General features: G+C 69.1%; 18 protein-coding genes. 16 read left to right on the plus strand and 2 right to left on the minus strand.

Annotated features, from left to right (window positions below):
• Position 1: 1 nt before the first annotated feature.
• From AZL_RS06045 to AZL_RS34075, 4 genes are all read left to right on the plus strand, one after another.
• Positions 2 to 4,375: a strawberry notch family protein gene (locus AZL_RS06045; RefSeq protein WP_012973762.1), complete on the plus strand. Its 4,374-nt coding sequence runs from the start codon at positions 2 to 4 to the stop codon at positions 4,373 to 4,375.
• A gap of 12 nt (positions 4,376 to 4,387) precedes the next feature.
• On the plus strand, positions 4,388 to 5,416 hold the full coding sequence (locus tag AZL_RS06050; protein ID WP_012973763.1) for a DUF7146 domain-containing protein: 1,029 nt from the start codon (positions 4,388 to 4,390) through the stop codon (positions 5,414 to 5,416).
• A 312-nt stretch (positions 5,417 to 5,728) separates the two neighbouring features.
• Complete coding sequence (locus AZL_RS06055) at positions 5,729 to 6,667, plus strand: DUF2493 domain-containing protein (RefSeq protein ID WP_012973764.1); 939 nt, start codon at positions 5,729 to 5,731, stop codon at positions 6,665 to 6,667.
• Between the two features lie 307 nt (positions 6,668 to 6,974).
• Positions 6,975 to 7,916, plus strand: a complete 942-nt coding sequence (locus AZL_RS34075; protein WP_148219229.1) for a putative phage abortive infection protein — start codon at positions 6,975 to 6,977, stop codon at positions 7,914 to 7,916.
• Positions 7,917 to 8,062: 146 nt separating this feature from the next.
• Here AZL_RS34075 and AZL_RS06060 read toward each other — a convergent pair whose 3' ends face one another.
• Both AZL_RS06060 and AZL_RS06065 read right to left on the minus strand, forming a co-directional pair.
• On the minus strand, positions 8,063 to 8,884 hold the full coding sequence (locus AZL_RS06060) for an IS5-like element ISAli1 family transposase (RefSeq protein ID WP_012976163.1): 822 nt from the start codon (positions 8,882 to 8,884) through the stop codon (positions 8,063 to 8,065).
• 353 nt (positions 8,885 to 9,237) lie between these two features.
• Complete coding sequence (locus tag AZL_RS06065) at positions 9,238 to 10,314, minus strand: IS5-like element ISAzs10 family transposase (protein WP_012973766.1); 1,077 nt, start codon at positions 10,312 to 10,314, stop codon at positions 9,238 to 9,240.
• A 408-nt stretch (positions 10,315 to 10,722) separates the two neighbouring features.
• Here AZL_RS06065 and AZL_RS06070 point away from each other — a divergent pair, with 408 nt between their 5' ends.
• The 12 genes from AZL_RS06070 to AZL_RS06125 all read left to right on the plus strand — a co-directional run bounded on the left by AZL_RS06070 (position 10,723) and on the right by AZL_RS06125 (position 18,511).
• Positions 10,723 to 10,974, plus strand: coding sequence for a helix-turn-helix transcriptional regulator (locus AZL_RS06070; RefSeq protein ID WP_012973767.1), 252 nt, complete (start codon positions 10,723 to 10,725; stop codon positions 10,972 to 10,974).
• A 9-nt stretch (positions 10,975 to 10,983) separates the two neighbouring features.
• Positions 10,984 to 11,859 carry a replication initiator protein A gene (locus AZL_RS06075; RefSeq protein WP_012973768.1) on the plus strand — a complete coding sequence of 292 codons (876 nt, stop codon included), beginning with the start codon at positions 10,984 to 10,986 and terminating at the stop codon, positions 11,857 to 11,859.
• 219 nt (positions 11,860 to 12,078) lie between these two features.
• Positions 12,079 to 12,717, plus strand: coding sequence for a ParA family partition ATPase (parA, locus tag AZL_RS06080; protein ID WP_012973769.1), 639 nt, complete (start codon positions 12,079 to 12,081; stop codon positions 12,715 to 12,717).
• Positions 12,714 to 12,953: a hypothetical protein gene (locus tag AZL_RS06085; RefSeq protein WP_012973770.1), complete on the plus strand. Its 240-nt coding sequence runs from the start codon at positions 12,714 to 12,716 to the stop codon at positions 12,951 to 12,953. The genes parA and AZL_RS06085 overlap by 4 nt, the downstream gene beginning before the upstream one ends.
• Entirely contained in the window at positions 12,950 to 13,603 is a 654-nt protein-coding gene (locus tag AZL_RS06090; protein WP_012973771.1) for a division plane positioning ATPase MipZ, read from the plus strand. The genes AZL_RS06085 and AZL_RS06090 overlap by 4 nt, the downstream gene beginning before the upstream one ends.
• Before the next feature lie 315 nt (positions 13,604 to 13,918).
• The gene (locus tag AZL_RS06095; RefSeq protein ID WP_042442640.1) at positions 13,919 to 14,662 is read left to right on the plus strand and encodes a hypothetical protein; all 744 of its coding nucleotides are present in this window, start codon (positions 13,919 to 13,921) and stop codon (positions 14,660 to 14,662) included.
• A complete protein-coding gene (locus AZL_RS06100) occupies positions 14,659 to 15,018 on the plus strand; it encodes a hypothetical protein (protein ID WP_042442642.1) in 360 nt (119 codons plus the stop codon). The genes AZL_RS06095 and AZL_RS06100 overlap by 4 nt, the downstream gene beginning before the upstream one ends.
• Positions 15,015 to 16,499 carry a type IV secretory system conjugative DNA transfer family protein gene (locus AZL_RS06105; protein ID WP_042442644.1) on the plus strand — a complete coding sequence of 495 codons (1,485 nt, stop codon included), beginning with the start codon at positions 15,015 to 15,017 and terminating at the stop codon, positions 16,497 to 16,499. The genes AZL_RS06100 and AZL_RS06105 overlap by 4 nt, the downstream gene beginning before the upstream one ends.
• Positions 16,496 to 16,867: a hypothetical protein gene (locus tag AZL_RS06110; RefSeq protein WP_042442646.1), complete on the plus strand. Its 372-nt coding sequence runs from the start codon at positions 16,496 to 16,498 to the stop codon at positions 16,865 to 16,867. The genes AZL_RS06105 and AZL_RS06110 overlap by 4 nt, the downstream gene beginning before the upstream one ends.
• Complete coding sequence (locus AZL_RS06115; protein ID WP_012973774.1) at positions 16,864 to 17,901, plus strand: CpaF/VirB11 family protein; 1,038 nt, start codon at positions 16,864 to 16,866, stop codon at positions 17,899 to 17,901. Before AZL_RS06110 ends, AZL_RS06115 begins: the two co-directional genes overlap by 4 nt.
• Before the next feature lie 13 nt (positions 17,902 to 17,914).
• The gene (locus AZL_RS06120; RefSeq protein WP_247894326.1) at positions 17,915 to 18,175 is read left to right on the plus strand and encodes a hypothetical protein; all 261 of its coding nucleotides are present in this window, start codon (positions 17,915 to 17,917) and stop codon (positions 18,173 to 18,175) included.
• A 3-nt stretch (positions 18,176 to 18,178) separates the two neighbouring features.
• On the plus strand, positions 18,179 to 18,511 hold the full coding sequence (locus AZL_RS06125; protein ID WP_042442651.1) for a VirB3 family type IV secretion system protein: 333 nt from the start codon (positions 18,179 to 18,181) through the stop codon (positions 18,509 to 18,511).

Here is an 18,511-nt window from a genome sequence, read left to right on the forward strand (position 1 = left end):
CATGACCATGATCGCCGATGCCCGCGGCTTCTCCGCGGACGCCCGTGCCTCCGCGCGCGGGACCGCGGGCGCCGCCCTGTTCGCCGTCGCCGAGCGGCTGCTGCCCGACCTCGAACGCGGGCGCGCCATCGACACCACCGCGTTGCGCACCGCGATGACGGCGGCCTTCGGCGGCACCGACGCCGAGGGCGCCTGGACTTGGAAGCTGGCCTACGATGCCGGCGAGGCCGCGCAGCTTCTGTTCCTCCGTCGCTTCGGCGCCGCCATGCGCCTCCGGGCCGGTGACCCGGAGGCTTTCGCGGCGCTGCTGGCGCGAGTGACGGCGCTGCTGCCGTCCCAGACCCGCCGCTCCGAGGAGAGTCAGGCCCGCCAGCAGTTCTCGACCCCGCTGCCGCTGGCTGCGGCGGTTGCCGCGGCCGCGGCGCTGACCCCGGCCGACCGTGTGCTGGAGCCCTCCGCCGGCACCGGCCTGCTGGCCATCTTCGCCGAGTTGGCCGGGGCCTCGCTCGCCCTCAACGAGCTGGCGGACTGCCGGGCCGGCCTGCTGGAGCGGCTGTTTCCCGGCGTGCCGGTGACCCGGTTCGACGCCGCCAGCCTGCACGATCACCTCGACCCGGCGGTGGTGCCGACGGTGGTGCTGATGAACCCGCCTTTCTCGGCCCTGGCCGCGGTGGACGGCCGGGTGGCCGACGCCGCGTTCCGGCACATCGCCGCGGCCCTGGCCCGGCTGGCCGAGGGCGGGCGCCTCGTCGCCGTCACCGGGGCTGGGCTGTCCCCGGATCATCCGGCGTGGCGGGACACCTTCGTCCGCGTGCAGGAGCGCGGCCGGGTTCTTTTCTCGGCGGCGATCGACGGCCGGGTCTATGCCCGCCACGGCACCACCGTCGACACCCGCCTCACTGTCATCGACCGCATCCCGGCCGAGGACCCGACCGTCATCCCTGTCTCCTTGGGCACCGCCCCCGACGTCGCGACGCTGCTCGGCTGGGTCCGACAGGCCGTTCCGTGCCGTGCACCGATGGCAGCGTCCACAGCACCGCTCCAGTCGATGATGGCTCGGCCTGCGGCGGGACGAAAGGCGCGCCGGGCAATGCCCAGCCCCAGGACCATGGCGCCGATGGAGCCGACGGCGGTCGAGCTGGTCTACGAGACGCGCGACTGGACGCCGACCGCCGACACCCGGCTGAGCGCGGGGATTTACGAACCCTACGCGCTGCAATCGATCACCATTCCCGGCGCCCGGCCGCACCCGACGCCGCTGGTCCAGTCCGCCGCCATGGCGTCAGTCGCGCCGCCCAAACCGCGCTACCGTCCGCATCTGCCCGCCGCCCTGGTCACCGGCGGCATCCTCTCCGACGCCCAATTGGAGAGCGTCATCCTCGCCGGCGAGGCGCACGCCGGTCACCTCGCCGGCTCCTGGATCGTGGACGAGACCTTCGACACCGTCTCGGCCGCGCCGGAGGGGGCCGAGGGGACGGTGCGCTTCCGCCGCGGCTGGTTCCTCGGCGACGGCACCGGCGCCGGCAAGGGCCGGCAGGTCGCCGGCATCCTGCTCGACAACTGGCTGAAGGGGCGCCAGCGCGCGCTCTGGGTCTCGAAGTCCGACACCCTGATCGAGGACGCCCAGCGCGATTGGTCGGCGCTGGGCCAAGAGCGGCTGCTGGTGACGCCGCTGTCGCGCTTCCGGCCCGGTGTGCCGATCGCGCTGGAACGCGGCATCCTCTTCACCACCTACGCCACGTTACGTGGCGAAGGCGGCGAGGACGCCGTGCCGCGCGTGCAGCAGATCATCGACTGGCTCGGCCGCGACTTCGACGGCGTCATCGTTTTCGACGAGTCGCACGCCCTGCGCAACGCCGGCGGCACCGCCGGCTTCGGCCGCGAGGGCAGTGCTGCCATCCCCTCCCAACAGGGCCGCGCCGGGCTGCGCCTCCAGCACGCCCTGCCGGACGCCCGCGTCCTCTACGTCTCCGCCACCGGCGCCACCACCGTGCACAATCTGGCCTACGCCCAGCGCCTCGGTCTGTGGGGCGGCGCCGACTTCCCCTTCGCCACCTGGGCCGAATTCGTCCAGGCCATCGAAGCCGGCGGGGTCGCCGCCATGGAGGTGCTGGCCCGCGACCTCAAGGCGCTCGGCCTCTACGCCGCCCGCTCGCTCTCCTTCGACGGTGTCGCCTACGAAATGGTCGAGCACCGGCTGACGCCGGGACAGATCGTCCTCTACGACGCCTACGCCGCCGCCTTCCAGATCATCCACGCCAACCTCGACGCCGCGCTGGAGGCCGCCAACGTCACCGGAAGCGGCGGCACCCTGAACCGCGCCGCCAAGGCCGCCGCCCGCTCCGCCTTCGAGAGCGCCAAGCAGCGCTTCTTCAATCACCTGATCACCGCGATGAAGATGCCGACCCTGCTGCGCGCCATTGAGCGCGACCTCGCCGCCGGCCACGCGGTGGTGGTGCAGCTTGTCTCCACCGGCGAGGCGCTGATGGAGCGCCGGCTGGCCGATCTGCCCACCGAGGAATGGGGCGATATCCGTATCGACGTCACGCCGCGCGAGTACGTGCTCGACTATCTGGCCCACTCCTTCCCGGTGCACCTGCACGAGCCCTTCACCGACGGTGACGGCGCCCTGTCGTCGCGGCCGGTGTGGCGGGACGGCCAGCCGGTGCTGTGCCGCGAGGCGGTCGAGCGGCGCGACCGCATGATCGAGCGGCTGGCGGCGCTCGACCCGGTGCCGGGGGCGCTCGACCAGATCATCCAGCGCTTCGGCACCGAGATGGTCGCCGAGGTCACCGGCCGCAGTCGGCGCATCGTGCGCAAGCGCGACCCCGGCGGGCTGGAGCGGCTGGCGGTGGAGAACCGCCCCGGCTCGGCCAACCTCGCTGAGACCCAGGCCTTCCTCGACGACGAGAAGCGCATCCTGGTCTTCTCCGACGCCGGCGGCACCGGCCGCAGCTACCACGCCGACCTCGGGGCGAAGAACCGGCGGCTGCGGGTGCATTACCTGCTGGAGGCCGGCTGGAAAGCCGACAGCGCCATCCAGGGGCTGGGGCGGTCCAACCGCACCAACCAGGCGCAGCCGCCGCTGTTCCGCCCGATCGCCACCAACGTGCGGGCGGAGAAGCGCTTCCTCTCGACCATCGCCCGCCGGCTCGACACGCTGGGAGCCATCACCCGCGGCCAGCGCCAGACCGGCGGTCAGGGCCTGTTCCGCGCCGACGACAACCTGGAATCCGTCTACGCCCGCGCCGCCCTGCGCCAGCTCTACGGCCTGCTGCACGCCGGCAAGGTCGATGGCTGCTCGCTGGCCGACTTCGAGGCGGCGACCGGGCTGGCACTGACCGACCGCGACGGTGGCCTGCGCGACGAGCTGCCGCCGATCACCACCTTCCTCAACCGGCTGCTGGCCCTGACCATCGGCCTGCAGAACACGCTGTTCACCGTGTTCGAGCAACTGCTCACCGCCAGGATCGAGGGCGCCATCGCGTCGGGCACCTACGACCGCGGCGTCGAGACGCTGGTGGCGGACAGCTTCACCGTCACCGGGCGGCGGACGCTCCACACCCACGCGGCGACCGGGGCGGAGACCCGGATGTTCACCCTGGCCCGGCGCGACCGCAACCAGCCGATGGGTGCAGAGGACGCGCTGGAACGCGGTGCCGGACCGCAGGCCCGGTTGCTGGTGAACACGCGCTCGGGACGGGCGGCGGTGGCGGTGCCGGCGGCGAGCCTGATGCTGGACGACGGCACGGTGGAGCGCCGGGTGCGGCTGCTACGGCCGATGGAGCGGGTCACGGTGACATTGGCCGAGCTTGCTCAGAGCCAGTGGCGCCCGACCGAACCACCGGCCTTCTCGGCCGCCTGGGAGGCGGAGGTGGCCACGGTGCCGGAGTTCTCGACCAGCACGCTCCACCTCGTGACCGGGCTGCTGCTACCGGTGTGGCGGCGCCTGCCGGACACGAACCTGCGGGTGGTGCGGTTGCAGACCGACGCGGGCGAGCGGATCATCGGCCGCGTGGTGGCGCCGGACGTTCTGCCCGAGGTCGAGCGGAACTTCGGCGTTGGGGCCGGGGCAGCGGTTCCCGTGCCGTCGGTCGAGGAGGCCTGGGGACTGCTGCAAGGCGAACGGGTGGCCCTGCATCTGGCCGACGGGCTGTGGCTGCGCCGGGTGACGGTGGCGCGCGCGCATCGCGTTGAGCTGTTCGGCTTCACCGGCGGGATGGTGGACCGGCTGAAGGCGCTGGGGCTGACGGGGGAGATTATCGCCTGGAGCCTGCGGCTGTTCGTGCCGGTGGGCGAGCGGGGAGTGGCGGTGTTCGCGGCGCTGCTCGCACGGCACCCGCTGCTGCGCGTCGTCGATCGGACAATGGCGTGAGCGGCCGGCACCATGTCCGCGGCGTCGGAGATGGCGCAACGCCTCGCGCGGGAGGCCGAGGCGGTGTGCCGGCGTTACCTGCCGGCTGGCCGGCGGGAAGGATGTTACTGGCGGATCGGCGACGTTCAGGGCACGCCGGGGGGCAGCCTTTACGTCCACCTGTACGGTATCGCCGCCGGCAAATGGGCCGACGCGGCCACCGGCGAGCACGGCGACCTGCTCGATCTCATCGGGGCGAACCGGGGGCTCGACCGCCTGCGCGACGTTCTGGCCGAGGCCCGGGCGTTTCTCGGCCAACCGAGGATCTGCCCTGGCCCCGGCGCTCGTGAGGCGCCGGTATCGGCGGGAACACCGGTGGCCGCCCGCCGGCTGTTCGCCCGGTCCCTGCCGGTCGCCGGCACGTTGGCCGAGGCGTATCTGCGCAACCGCGGACTTCCGGACATCCGGACTTCCGGCCCCCTGCGCTTCCAGCCACGCTGCTGGTACTGGGATGCCGGGGACCGGTTCGTCGCCGGCCCGGCGCTGGTGGCGGCGGTCACCGACCTGGACGGCCGGATCACCGGGGTGCAGCGGCTCTGGCTCGACCCGGTCGGCGCGGGCAAGGCGGCGATGCCATCACCGCGCCGGGCGCTGGGGCGCCTGCTCGGCAACGGCGTCCGCTTCGGCGTGGCGCGCGATGCGCTGGCGGCGGGGGAAGGCATCGAGACCATGCTGGCGCTGCGGCTCGCCCTGCCGGTCCTGCCCGCGGTGGCCGCGCTCTCGGCCGGGCACCTCGCCGCTCTGCGGCTGCCGTCGGCGCTGCGGCGTGTCTACATCGCCCTCGACAACGACGCGGCCGGGCAGCGGGCTGTGGACCGGTTGGGCGACCGTGCCGACGCGGCCGGCGTCGAGGTCCGGGTGCTGGCGCCGCAGGCCAAGGACTTCAACGACGACCTGCGGGACCACGGTCCGGCGATGCTTCGGGCGCATCTGCGGGCGCAGCTCGCGCCGGAGGACGCAGCAGGGGGCTGGGAGACCGCCGATCCGGGGGGCAACGGATAGGCAGGCGGGAAGCGGGCCAGTGTCGGGCGGGGCGCAGGTTGGAGCCGGGCAGACCCTCCGGTCCGGGAGAGGCCGCGGCCACGGCCTTCCAGCGGGCGATCGGGCGGCAGCCGCGGCAGGACCGCAACGGCGGCGGTCAACTTTCTTCCCCGGCCGGCCAAGCCGGCCTTCCTCGCGAAACAAGAAAGCCGCCCGCCGCCGTCCTCCGCTCGCGCTGCGGCCCAAGGGTGCGGACCCGCCCCGCCCGCCGCAAAGGGATCGCCACGAAGGCCGCGATGGGCGCGGCCGGTCCCAGCCGAAGGACGACCCGCCATGGCCACCGACCGCGACAGCGCCGAGTTCGAGCCCCATCACGCCGCCTCCGCAACCGATCACGCGCTGGTCGAACTCCAGCTCTACGGCCACCGGCCCTTCCAGGACGATCCCGACCCCCGGCCCCTGCCCGACGAGATCGCCATCCGCGCCGCCCTGGCCGACGTTTTCGACGCCCTGGTTTCCACCCTGACCGACACCCGGCTGGAGCCCGACCTAGCCGACCTGCTGTGGTCCACCGTCAACCTGTTCCACCGCGCTGCCGACCGGGTGCAACGTGAGCTCGACGACAACGAGGACGCCCAGAAGCGCAGCCAGCGCGAGCAGGACGGCTCGGAGGTCCGCTCGGTCGAGCTGGAACGGCTGCTGGCCGAGGGGCTGACGCTGATCGAGCGCCGCACCGCCATGGAAATCTTCCGCGACCACGCCGCCGAGCTGTTCGAGGCCCACACCGGTTCCGCCTGGCGGCCGCGCGCCGGCTCGCTGGTCAGCCGCCGCACCCTGACGGCGTCGCTGATCGACAGCCGCGACTTCCTCGCCGCCAAGCGGCGGGCCGAGACCGAGCCGCTGCTGCCGGCCGGTCCCCGCATCGCCTTCACCGGCGGGGTGGAATGCAACGACCATCACCGCATCTGGGCGGTGCTCGACAAGGTCCGCGCCAAGCACCCCGACATGGTGCTGCTGCACGGCGGCAGCCCGAAGGGCGCCGAACGCATCGCCGCCTGCTGGGCCGAGCACCGCAAGGTAGCGCAGGTGCTGTTCCGGCCCGACTGGGCGCGCCATGCCAAGGCGGCGCCCTTCAAGCGCAACGACCGGCTGCTGGAGGCGCTGCCGATCGGGGTCGTCGCCTTCCCTGGCTCGGGCATCGTTCAGAACATGGCCGACAAGGCACGGGCGATGGGCATCCCGGTGTGGCGCTTCGGTAACGGTGAGGTGTGAGCGTCCGCCCATCCGGCGATCCGTTTTCACGGATCGCCGGCTTTCTGCAAATCAGGGAACGCGACGGCAGCTTCTGCTTTGCGCCAGGAGCGGACATCTGCGCCGGAGTGGGGGATGAGGCTACGCCACAGCGGAGGGACTGCACATGAGTAGGGCTGCGCAAAGCTGACATCACCGCATCTTTCGCACACATGTTGACCGCCGGTTGATTAACTGCATTTGCGTGCAAATTTCTTCGTGGACAATGCGCCATGTTTCCTCTTAATTTCGTTCAATAAGGAAATTAACGATCCTGGGTGCCACGAAAGTGTCATGCTTCTATGAAAAATTCGATGTATTGAGATCGTATGTCCTTGAGCTTCTCAAGGGCTTTGTGCTGAACGGCGATGACAAGACGCAGTACGGCCAGCTTGGCGATTATGTAGGCGGGGTATGGGGAACGATAATTTCAGTTGCCACATTAATTGTGGTCTGGAGAACCTGGATATCAACGCGCAGAGCATCGCATCTTCAAAGCATAATGATGATGCTTACAGAAATGCTTAAGACGCATGATGCAATAGTAGAAAGTGGAGAATTTACATTCTGGGACCGCCGCGGCGCGCCTTCGCTTTTCCTACGCGAATTTGCGGCAATCTATAGGCAAACCCGAAAGGCTGTGCCTTCAGACGATATTTGGCCGGTGGAGTATCGTATCGATATCGCTTACACGTTTGCTTTTTACGGGCTTAATACCCAGGCACGTCACTCTTTGGCGCGATATGGAGATCAAAATTTGAAGGTTGTACAGGATTCTGTTTCAATCCTACGTCATAAAGCCGCTTCGAAGGGGAAGCGCCTTTTCAATGGGCATCAGGCAGGAATGTCACATTATTTCAGAAATCTGTTTGGAATGTACAATCTGATCGACAAAGCAAATATACCCCATGATGATAAAATTTATCTTTCCAAGATCATCCGGACAAAACTCTCGAATTACGACCAAGCTATTCTTGCTCTAAATGTTATATCTCATTTGGGGCGCGCTTGGGAGACGGATGGATTTATTAGAAAATACAAACCATTTTCCAACATACCTGAGCGATTTTTTGGGTTTGATGAGCGGTTTAATATTAAAGAGCGATTCCCGATTGTGGCTTTTGAGTGGGAGCAGATGAGTGTTGAGAGAGTTCGCTATAAGCGATTATCTATTATGCGTTGGACCTTGCATCTCGAAACGCGACCAAAGAAAAACAATGGCGCACCTTAATCATAATTTTTCCTCGATGAACATTCCACTTATTATTAAGCCCGCCACCAGTCTTCGCCTGTAGGCACGATCCACGCCTGTTCACTAAAGCGCTAAGAACTGGTCGAGAAGCTTGAGAGTCCGACTCGGAATCGGCAAAGCTGTGTCTATGTTCGAGCCACCCGTCTTGAGAGCAGTTTGACGCTGGCGATGAAGACCCATGCGACGGCACTCTCGACGGTGGCCTCGAAGTCCTTGGCGAGGCGGCGATTGCGGTTAAGCCAAGCGATTGTACGCTCAACGACCCACCGCCGAGGCAGCAGTTCAAAGCCTTTGGCGGCGTCGGACCGCTTGACGATCTCCAGAGTCCATGTCCCGATCTGAGCCAAAGCGGTTTCCAGCTTGGGTCCAGCGTAGCCGCCGTCCGCGAAGACGTGGCGAAGCCAGGGGAAGAGCGTGCGAACGGAGGCGAGGAGCGCCGGGGCGCCATCACGGTCCTGGATGTCGGCGGCATGAACGATGGCGGCGACCAGCAAGCCATTGGTGTCGGTCAACACATGCCGCTTGCGCCCCTTGATGCACTTGCCCGCGTCGTAGCCACGGGGGCCACCTGCTTCCGTCGTCTTGACCGACTGGCTGTCGATCACCCCCGCTGTCGGGCTGGCCTCCCGTCCCATGCTTTCCCGAACCATCGCCACCAAGGCGTGATTGATCGTCTCCCAGGTCCCATCGTCGCGCCAGCGGTAGAAATAGCGCTGGACCGTCGTCATCGGCGGGAAATCCTTCGGCAGTTGCCGCCACTGGCACCCGGAGGTCGCCAGAAAGAGGATGCCGTTCACGATCTCGCGCACGTTGACCGTTCGCGGCCGTCCCAAGCGTCGAGCCGCCGGGAGGAGTGGTTCGAGCACCGCCCACTCCGCGTCCGTCGTGTCGCTTGAATACCTCAATCCTTTTCGCTGATACTGCGCTCGGGTGATTTCAGTCCACATTGTCTTGTCATTCGTCATGCTTCGCAACATCGATCGAATCACAAGAGACTGAAATCACTCAATTCTTTTCGGGTCAGGCTCTAAGTGCAATCTTGTTGAGTGAGTCAGTTATTTGATCTTATGACGTAAAGGGTGCGATTTTGGTTAACGTCCAACAACCGCTGTGACAACCGACGTTTGAGATCCGCAGCGAGACCGCCTTAGCAGGACGCGGAAAAAGGCTCGTGCATGGCGTCCTTGCCTCTGCGGAGGCTCGAAATTTGGGCCTTTTGCACCCGCTTTGGTCGAAATCAGCGGGTGCACCCCCGGCCTGGAGCGCCCAAGGCCGCCTTTTGGGCGGACTCCGGGCGTGATTATGCCGCCGCCAGTAGCTTTGGCAGGCGGATCAGGTTGTAGGCGGCGGCGGTCAGGGTGAACATCCAGCCGACACGGGCCGTGCCGCGATGGCGGGTCTTGCGTAGCCCGGCCCCTTTGATCCAGCCGAACACCTCCTCGATGCGCTTGCGGATTCGTAGGCTGACTGCATAGCCGGGGTGGCGGGTGGTTCGGCCGTCGATGGCCGAGCGGCGGTTGCGGGTGTTCTGGGCGACGTGCGGGGCGGCGCCCAACTCGCGCATGTTCGCCACGAAATCCTTGGTGTCGTAGGCCTTGTCGGCGCCCACCGTGATGCGGTGGCGGCCGGGGATGGCCTCGACCATGGACACCGCCGCCTCGCGCTCGGCCAAGCCGGTCGCCGCGGTGAGCCGGACATTGACCACCAGGGCGTTCCGGTTCTCCATCAACGCATGACCCATGAAGGCCAGCTTCGCCGGCTGCCCGTTGCCCTTGCGGTACAGCCGCGCCTCGGGGTCGCTGGTCGAGGCATGGGTCTCGTTGGACCGCTTCTCGCCGTGAAAGTCGCGTTCGCCGTTGCGTCCCGGCCCCGGCGGCTCACCGCTGCCATCTTTGGGCCGGAAGCTCTTCACGCTGGCCCAGGCTTCGATCAGCGTCCCGTCCACCGAGAAGTGCTCGTCCGACAGCAGCGCTTTCACCTTCGGCTGGCCCAGCACGGTGGCCAGGAACTTGGCCGCCACATCCCCGGCCAGCAGACGCTCCCGGTTCTTGGTGAACACCGTCACGTCCCACACCGGAGCGTCCATCGACAAGCCGACGAACCAGCGGAACAGCAGGTTATAGTCGAGCTGTTCCATCAGCTGGCGTTCCGAGCGCACCGAGTAGAAGGCCTGGAGCAGCAGCGCCCGCAGCAGCTTTTCCGGCGGGATCGACGGCCGGCCGATCTTGGAGTACAGCCCCTCGAACGCCGGTGACATCACCTCCAGCGCTTCGTCCACGATGGCCCGGATCGGCCGCAATGGATGGGTCGCCGGAACCCGTGCCTCGCAGCTCACGTAGCTGAAAAGACCCTCGCTGCGTTCGTCCGAGCCCCGCATCATTCCCTCAACGGTCGCCTTTGCCCTCACTGGAGGGAATCACGACACGACAGCCGTGCACAGCCCTTTTTCCGCGGCCTGTTAGCGGCTCAGATTGGGACAGAGTGACTGCTCCTGGCGCAAAGCCGACACCCTCACTATCCGGAGAAAAGCCGATCCGGAAATCCGGATTGCCGCTGATCGGGCGTCATCACGCTGTTCTTCGGGCAAGATTACTATCCACTCTGCCTTCCCTCGGTGATTGAACAGCGCTGAAACCAAGCCTTCTCAAGGCGTTGACCGCGCTCCACCCGGGGGACTCACTCCCATCCGGTCTTTCCCCTCCCTGACCAGTCCTCCCCTCCGCCACCGTGCTCCACGACGCGCCGCTCTGTCCCAGGGGCGCCCGCAGACCACGGAGACGGACGAATGGACGACAAGACCGCCGGCCTTCCCCCACGCTTCCTGCGCACGCCGGAGGCCGCCCGCTTCCTCGGCCTGTCCGGCCGGACGATGGAAAAGCACCGGCTTTACGGCACCGGCCCGCGCTACCGCAAGATCGGCGGCCGGGTGGTCTATGCCGTCGAGGATCTGAGGAGCTGGGCCGACCAGGGCCTGCGCACCTCAACCTCCGATCCCGGCACCGGCACCGTGCGGCCGGCCCGCCCGGCGAGCCGCTGAAGCCATCCCATGGACGGGGTCTTCCGCAGCGGCGACCGGCAGATGCAGCTCGACCTGTTCGTGGCGCTGCCCGGCGACATGGCGGTGCGCGACCAGCAGGACCTGATGGCACATCCGTTCTTCTCGCTCGCCAAGTCGAAGCGCACCGAGCCGATCGACTACGCCGCCGGCGACACCCGTATCCGCGTCGAGGGCACCGCCGAGCACGGGATCGCCACCATCTGGGACGCCGACGTGCTGATCTGGGCGGCCAGCCAACTGGTCGAGGCGCGCGACGCCGGCCTGCGCACCGCCCGCCTGCTCAGCGCCACGCCGCATCAGATCCTCACCTTCACCAGCCGCGGCACCTCGCTGCGCGACTACCAGCGCCTGCGCGCCGCGCTCGACCGGCTGCAGGCGACCACGGTGGTCACCAACCTGCGCCAGCCCGACCTGCGGCGCCGGCACCGCTTCTCCTGGATCAACGAGTGGAAGGAGCGCACCGACGCCGCCGGCCGACCGCTGGGGCTGGAGCTGATCCTGCCGGACTGGTTCTACCAGGGCGTCCTCGCCGACGCCTTCGTGCTGACCATCGAACGGGACTACTTCGGCCTGACCGGCGGCATCGAGCGCTGGCTGTACCGGCTGGCCCGCAAGCACGCCGGCCGCCAGGCCGAAGGCTGGGCCTTCGACTTCCGCCACCTGCACGCCAAGTCGGGCAGCCTCGCCCGCTTCGCCAACTTCGCCATCGACCTGCGCACCGTCGCCCGGCGCCAGCGGCTGCCGGGGTACCGGCTGGCCGTCGAGCGCCGGCCGGACGGCGGCGAACGGCTGCGCTTCACGCCGCGCGGCCCGACCGAGGCGCCGCTGACCGCCGCCAAAGTTATCCACAGACACGGGGGATAAACCGGTGATACCGCTCGTGCTATCGGGTGTGCAAACGCTCGTGCCATCGGGTGCACGGCACTCGTGCTATCGGGTGCACGGACACCATCCAAGCCCTTGGTCTACAGGGCCGATTCGCGCCCTTAACGTATCTAACAGAGACTCTAACGAGTCTTTGTTGTTGGGGCAGCGGAATCATGGGGACGGGCGGTATGCCGTCCGATTCCAGGGAGCGGCGTCATGATCTTGGCGCTGCTCAACCAGAAGGGCGGTGTCGGCAAGACGACGCTCGCCACCCACCTCGCCGCCGAACTGGCGCGTCCCGGCCACCGGGTGCTGCTGATCGACGCCGATCCTCAGGGCTCCGCGCTCGACTGGTCGGTGCAGCGCGACCGCGAGGGGCTGCCCCGGCTGTTCGCCATGACCGGGCTGGCGCGCGAGACGCTGCACCGCGAGGTGCCGGAGCTGGCCCGCGGCTATGAGCACGTCGTCATCGACGGGCCGCCGCGCGTCACCGGCCTCGTCCGTTCGGCGCTGCTGGCCGCCGACCTCGTCCTCATCCCGGTGCAGCCGAGCCCTTACGATGCCTGGGCGTCGGCGGAGCTGCTGCGCCTGCTCGATGACGCCCGCGTCTGGAAGCCCGGTCTGGAGGCGCGCTTCGTCCTCAACCGCTGCATCGCCCGCACCCTGCTGCTGCGCGACGCCCGCCGAGAACTCGCCGGCACGCTGCCGCCGGCCCTGGCGACGACGGTGGGGCAGCGCGTCGTCTTCGCCCGCTGCGCCCGCACCGGCCGGCTGGCGGCTGAGGAGGCACCCCGATCGCAGGCTGCCCGCGAAATGGCGGCGCTCGCCGCCGAAGTGCTGGGGACGGTGCGGTGAGCGGCGGGCGGATCGGCTTCGGGGGCCGCCCCGGCACCCCCGACAGCTGGGTGCGCCGTGGCGACGGGCCGGCCACCCCCAAGGCGGACCTGTACACCGCGCGGCTGACGGTGGACATCACACCCGAGCTGCGCGGGCGGATCAGGATCGCCGCCTTCCGCCGAGGCGTGACCATCGCCGTGCTGCTGCGCGAGCTGCTGGACGGCGCCTTTCCCGAGGAGGGCAGTTCCTCATGATCGTGGCGCTTGTTAACCAGGCCCGCGGCGCCGGGCGGACGACGCTGGCCGTCCATCTCGCCGGCGAACTGGCTCTCCAGGGCAAGCGGGTGGCGCTGCTCGATACCGACTTGCGCTCCGGTGCCCTGGAGTGGGCCGAATGCCGGCGGCGCAACGACCTCCCGGCGCTGTTCGAGACCATCGGCATCGCCAGCCCGGACCTGCGCTGTGGCGTCTGGGGCCTGCACGCCCGCTTCGACCACGTGGTCATCGACACCCCGGCGGCGTCCACTCCGGCCCTGCGTGCGGCGCTGCTGGCGGCAGACACCGTGCTGGTGCCGACGCATCCCGAACGGGACGCCGTGGGACGCTGCGCCGCCACCATGCAGCTGGTGGTCGAGGCGCTGGCGGTCGAGCCGGCCATGACGGCGTCGGTGGTCCTGACGCACGCCCCCGCGGGCCTGGCGATCGAGCCGGGCACCGGGATGACCGTCTGCGGCCTGCGTCTGCCCGTGGCCGCCGCGGTGGTGGGTGAGCGGATGAGCTTTGGCATGAGCCGGGGCACCGGGCTGCTGGTGCAGGAGATCGACTTCGTCGGGCCCGCTGAGGTCGATGTCCGGCGGCTGGTCGATGAGGTGTTCGGCCGCGGCCGGGCGGGGAAAACGGGTTGAACAGGGCGGGGGCCGGGATCGGGCGTGGTGTGGCGTAGGAACGGCGGCAAAGACAGGCGGCTGGCGGTCATTGGGAAGAATAGGCGGCGGCTTTTTGGGAAGTAAGAAGGGCCATTCAGCAAGATAAAAGAGCGTCTACGCCGCCGTTTCGTCCCGTTCCAGATCAACAGCTTATCTGTATTCCAGAGATGTTTGGAAATGCGGGCGCATTCAACGAGCCAATCCTCTTAACACCTCCGGGAAATTGAGAAAGAGCGGCGCACTGCTCAACGATGATCATGCCGGACTTGGGTCCGGTGATCTGTGGAGTGGAGCATGGGAAAGCGGTTCGGCCTGTTCGGCGGCATTCTCGACGACGACGGCTTCAAGGCGCGCATGAAGGCGCTGGCCGACCGTGGCCGCCGCCTTGCCCGTGCCTACACCCGCCGGCCGATGCAGAAGGTCCGCGTCAAGGGCGCGCCGCCGCAGGCCGGCCCCTACGCCCGTCCGGTGATGGTCAAGGTGCTTTACCACGACCGCGCCCGTGGGGCTTACCCGAACACCGTCTCGGCGCTGGCCAACTACCTCGCCAAGGAGGGGCCGCTGTTCGACCGCGAGCGGCTGGGCATAGACAAGCAGGACATCGTCGACGCGTGGTCGGCCGACCGCCGGGTGTTCCACCTCATCGTCAGCCCCAACGACGGCCACCGCATCGACGACATGGTCTCCTACGGCCGCGACGTCGTCGCCGCCTGGGAACGCCGGGTCGGCCCGCTGGAGTGGGTGGCCTCGGTCGAGCGCAAGCCCGACATGGCCCACCCGGAGGGCAACCAGCACCTGCACATCATGGTGCGCGGAGTCCAGCACGACCGCGACCTCCACCTCGATCCGGACGTCGTCTCGCGCTGGCTGCGCCATGACGCCGTCGAGGTGACCACCGACCGCCTCGGCTACATGACCGAGCGCGAGCGCCGCGACTTTGAGCGCCAGCTCGTCGAGATGCAGCGGCTGCGCGAACAGCAGCGTGGCCGCGAGGCCGGGCGCGACGACCTCCACGACCTGGGAGGGCGCGAGCTGTGACGCCGCACCTTCTCCGTTTCGGAACCCTGCTGCTGGTCTGGCTCGCCGCGGTGTTCACCATCACCGAGCTGACCGGCTGGCTGTTCGCCTGGCCGGCCGTCTTCGGCGGGTGGCGCATCGGTTCCTTCGCGCTGTACTGGCCCGGCCAGTTCCTCGGCTGGCGCTGGCTGCTGGCCCCCGGCCACCGCTGGATCGTCGATGGCGCCGCCATGGCATCGGGCCTCTGCGCGCTGGCCCTGGCCGCCCGCGTCGTCTTCGACCTGCGGGGCACCCGCCGGCCGGGGTTCGGTGCCGGCCGCTGGGCCGATCGCGCCGCCGTGCGCCGCAGCGGCCTGCTGGGAGGAGGACGGCGATGACCGACCGCTCCTCCGTCATCCTCGGCGCCTACGGCCGCGACCTGCTGCACGAGCGCACCATGCAGCCGGTCCTCGTCATCGGTCCGACCGGCTCGGGCAAGACCACCACCACCGTGCACCCGCCGCTGCTCGCTGCCTGGGACGAGAGTGTGGTGGTCTGGGACTTCAAGGGCTCTGTCACCGAGGACACCAGCCGCGCCCGCACCCGCTTCGGCGACGTCATCGTGCTCGACCTCGCTCGCCGGGGCGGCTCCCGCTACAACCCGCTGATGGCGGTGCGGCCGGAGCCGTACCTCGTCCCCGACTGCCAGCACGCCGCCCGCGTCCTCACCGAGGGTGAGCAGGAGGGGCACTGGCGCAACGCCGCCTTCTCCTACCTCACCGGCGTTTTCGTCTTCCTGCTGACCGCCGCGGCCGATCCCGAGAAGTCGCTGGCCGGTGCGCGCCGGCACATCCTGCTCGGCGACGACGGGCTGAAGTGCATGCTGGCCGAGGGCATCCACCCGACCGCCCAGCGCGCCGCCCAGGAGCTGTGGGACAAGAGCCTGGCGCTGGCCGAGGAGCGCGGCACCGGCGAGGGCGAGGGGAAGGGGCGGCCGGGCGGCGGCTCCACCCCGCCCGACAAGAGCCTGCACTACCGCAAGTCGGTTTACGTCACCGCCTCGGTGCTGCTCGCCGAGTTTGAGGATTCCGTCCTGGAGGCGCAGACCGCCGTCAGCGATTTCTCGATTGCCGACCTCGTGGCCGGCGAGCGGCCGGTCACCCTCTACATCGTCGCCCGCCCGCTCGACGCCCGCCGCCTGCGCCGGGTGTTCAAGCTGATCCTGACGCAGATGGTGGACTTCCTCACCATCGACCGCGACTGCGCTGACGACGGCCGGGCGCGGCGCTGGCGGCTGCTGGTGGTGCTCGACGAGTTCCTCCAGTTCCACCTCCGCGAGGCGGCGGAGTGGATCAAGTACGCCCGCGAATACGGCATTCGCCTGCTGCTGCTGGCCCAGAGCCTGTGGGAGGTCGAGGACGAGTACGGCCGGGGCCTCACCGCCAACTGCCGGCTGGTGGTTTTCCGTCCCAATTCGTCGGACGAGGCCGAGCGGATCAGCCGGATGGTCGGCGAGGCCATCGAGGAGGTGCCGACCCGCTCGACCTCCAAGGGGCTGCTCGACCTGTTTCCCACCGTCAGCCGCGGCGTGCGGGTGGACCGCCGGCCGGTGCTGCCGATGCACGAGGCGCTGGAGATGGGCGGGGACGACCTGATCGTCTTCGGCTACGGCAAGCCGATCCGCGCCACACGCCTGCACCCCTACGCCGATCCGCATTGGCGCCCGCTCTACGGCCGCGCCGCGGCGGCCTGGATTCCCAACCCGGACGCAAATCGCTGGTTCGGCGCCGCCGGCCCGGTCGCCGAGGGGCGTGTGCCCATGGTGCCCGACACGCCCGCAGCCCCCCGGCGTCCCAAACCCCCGAAGGTCTGGACATGACGGATACCCCCGACACCACCGCCACCCGCCCGGTTTCCGCCCGCGTGCCGGCGCTGCTGGCCGACCAAATCGCCCTGGTCCAGGCCCGTCAGGGGCTGCGCACGCTGAGCGACGCGGTGATCCATGTGCTCGACAAGGGGCTGGACGCCATCGCCCACGAGCGGGCGAAGACCGAGCGGCTGGAGGCCACCGTCGCCCGCATCGACGATCTGCTGATCACCGTGGTCGCGGTGCTCAACCTCGTGCACGACCTCGACCCGGCGGACGTGGCCGCGACCAAGGCAGCGATCCTGGAACAGCTCGGCCATCCCCGCCGCACGGTGCCCAGCGTGCGCGACGGCTTCCACCCTAAGGAGGCCAGATCATGACCGAGCTGGTGGTGATCGACGAGCCGGTGCGCCGCGAGATGCTGCTGCTCGCCCTGCGCCGGCTGATGGACGGGCTGTTCGGCGATCTGCTGTCCCGCGAGGACGTCGCCAACGTCCTGGTGCTGCCGCCGCTGCGCGGGCAGGGCACCTGCCGGGTGCTGGTCAAGAACGGCCCGTCGCCGGAGTTCGTGCGAGAGGCCGACCCCGATCAGGTGCGCCGCTTCCTGGCCTACGTCGCCGGCTTCCAGCGCAAGGAGCTGCGCCGCGACCGCCCGACCCTCGACGTCACCCTGCCGGAGACCGGCGAGCGCATCCACGCCGACATCGAGCCGGTCACCACTGGCCCAGCCTGCTCGATCCGCAAGCCCTACCGCGGCCGCATCACGCTCGACGACTGGGTGCTGTCCGGCGCCGCGACAACACTCCAGGCGCGGCTCCTCCGCCGGCTGCTCGACGGGCGCCGCACCGTGGTAATCGCCGGCGACGTCGACACCGGCAAGACCACGCTGCTGCGCGCCTGCCTGGAGGAACCGGCCTTCCGGGACGGCCTGCCGGCGGTGCTCCAGGACCCCTACGAGTTCGAGCCGCCGTGCCCGCACGCCTACGCCATGGTCGCCGATCCCTGGGCCGATCCGCCGGTCACCCTGGAGACGCTGGTCGCCAACGCGCTGCGCGTACCGATGACGCATCTGGTGCTCGGCGAGGTCCGCCGGGCCGAGGCGCGGCAGATGGTGGTCGGCTGGACCACCGGGCATCCGGGGCTGTGCACCGTGCATGCCGGCTCGGCCTGGGACGCGCTCGACCGCATCGCCCAGATGGTCGGCCTCGGCGGCGTCGCCATGGACGCCCTGCAGATGCGCTGGATCGCCAAGGCGGTGCACGCGGTGGTGCACCTGGCCCGGGATGGCAGCGGCCGGCGCTTCGTCAATGAGATCGTCCGGGTCGAGCGCTTCGACCCGGACCGCGGCTTCGTCCTCCGCCCGCTGGGGGCGGGGGAGCTTGACGGTGGAGGTGACGATGCGACGCAACGGTAACGCACGCCGGGGAGTGGCCTTGGCGCTGGTCCTGGCATGGACGGCACTGCCGGCGCACGCCCAGGTGATCGCCAACCTCGGCGCGGAGCTGCTGTCCTGGCAGGCGGTGTTCGACACCAACTTCGTGCCGATCGCCGTCACCGCCGGCCTGCTACTGGCGCTGGTCGCGGCGATGTTCTCCCGCATCGCCGGGGTGGTGGTGTTCGTCTTCACCGTGGCCGGCGCCGCCGCCTACGGTGCCCGCGACGCCATCATCGCGCTGGCGGGGGGCTGAGTCGTGGAGATCCCGCTGGCGCCGCCGTCCGTTCCCGACGGCTGGGAGAAGCCGGTGCGCCGGACCTCGGTGCGGCCGACCAAGATGCCGCTCGGCGTGCCGATGGAGCTGCTGGCCATCGCCGTCTGGCTGGCGGCGGAGCTGTGGCTGGCGCTGGGCGCCATCCCGCAGGCGGTGGCGGGGTTCCTGCTCGTCTTCCTGACGGCGCGCTACCTGACGCGCCGCGATCCCTGGTGGCTGGAGATCGTCCGCCAGAACGCCTCGGCCTGGCTGCTGCGGGCGTTGCGCACCCGCGGCCGGTCGCTGTCCCTCTCGTCCTACCGCGCCCCGAGGTGA

Source organism: Azospirillum sp. B510 (assembly GCF_000010725.1).
Taxonomy (GTDB): domain Bacteria; phylum Pseudomonadota; class Alphaproteobacteria; order Azospirillales; family Azospirillaceae; genus Azospirillum; species Azospirillum lipoferum_B.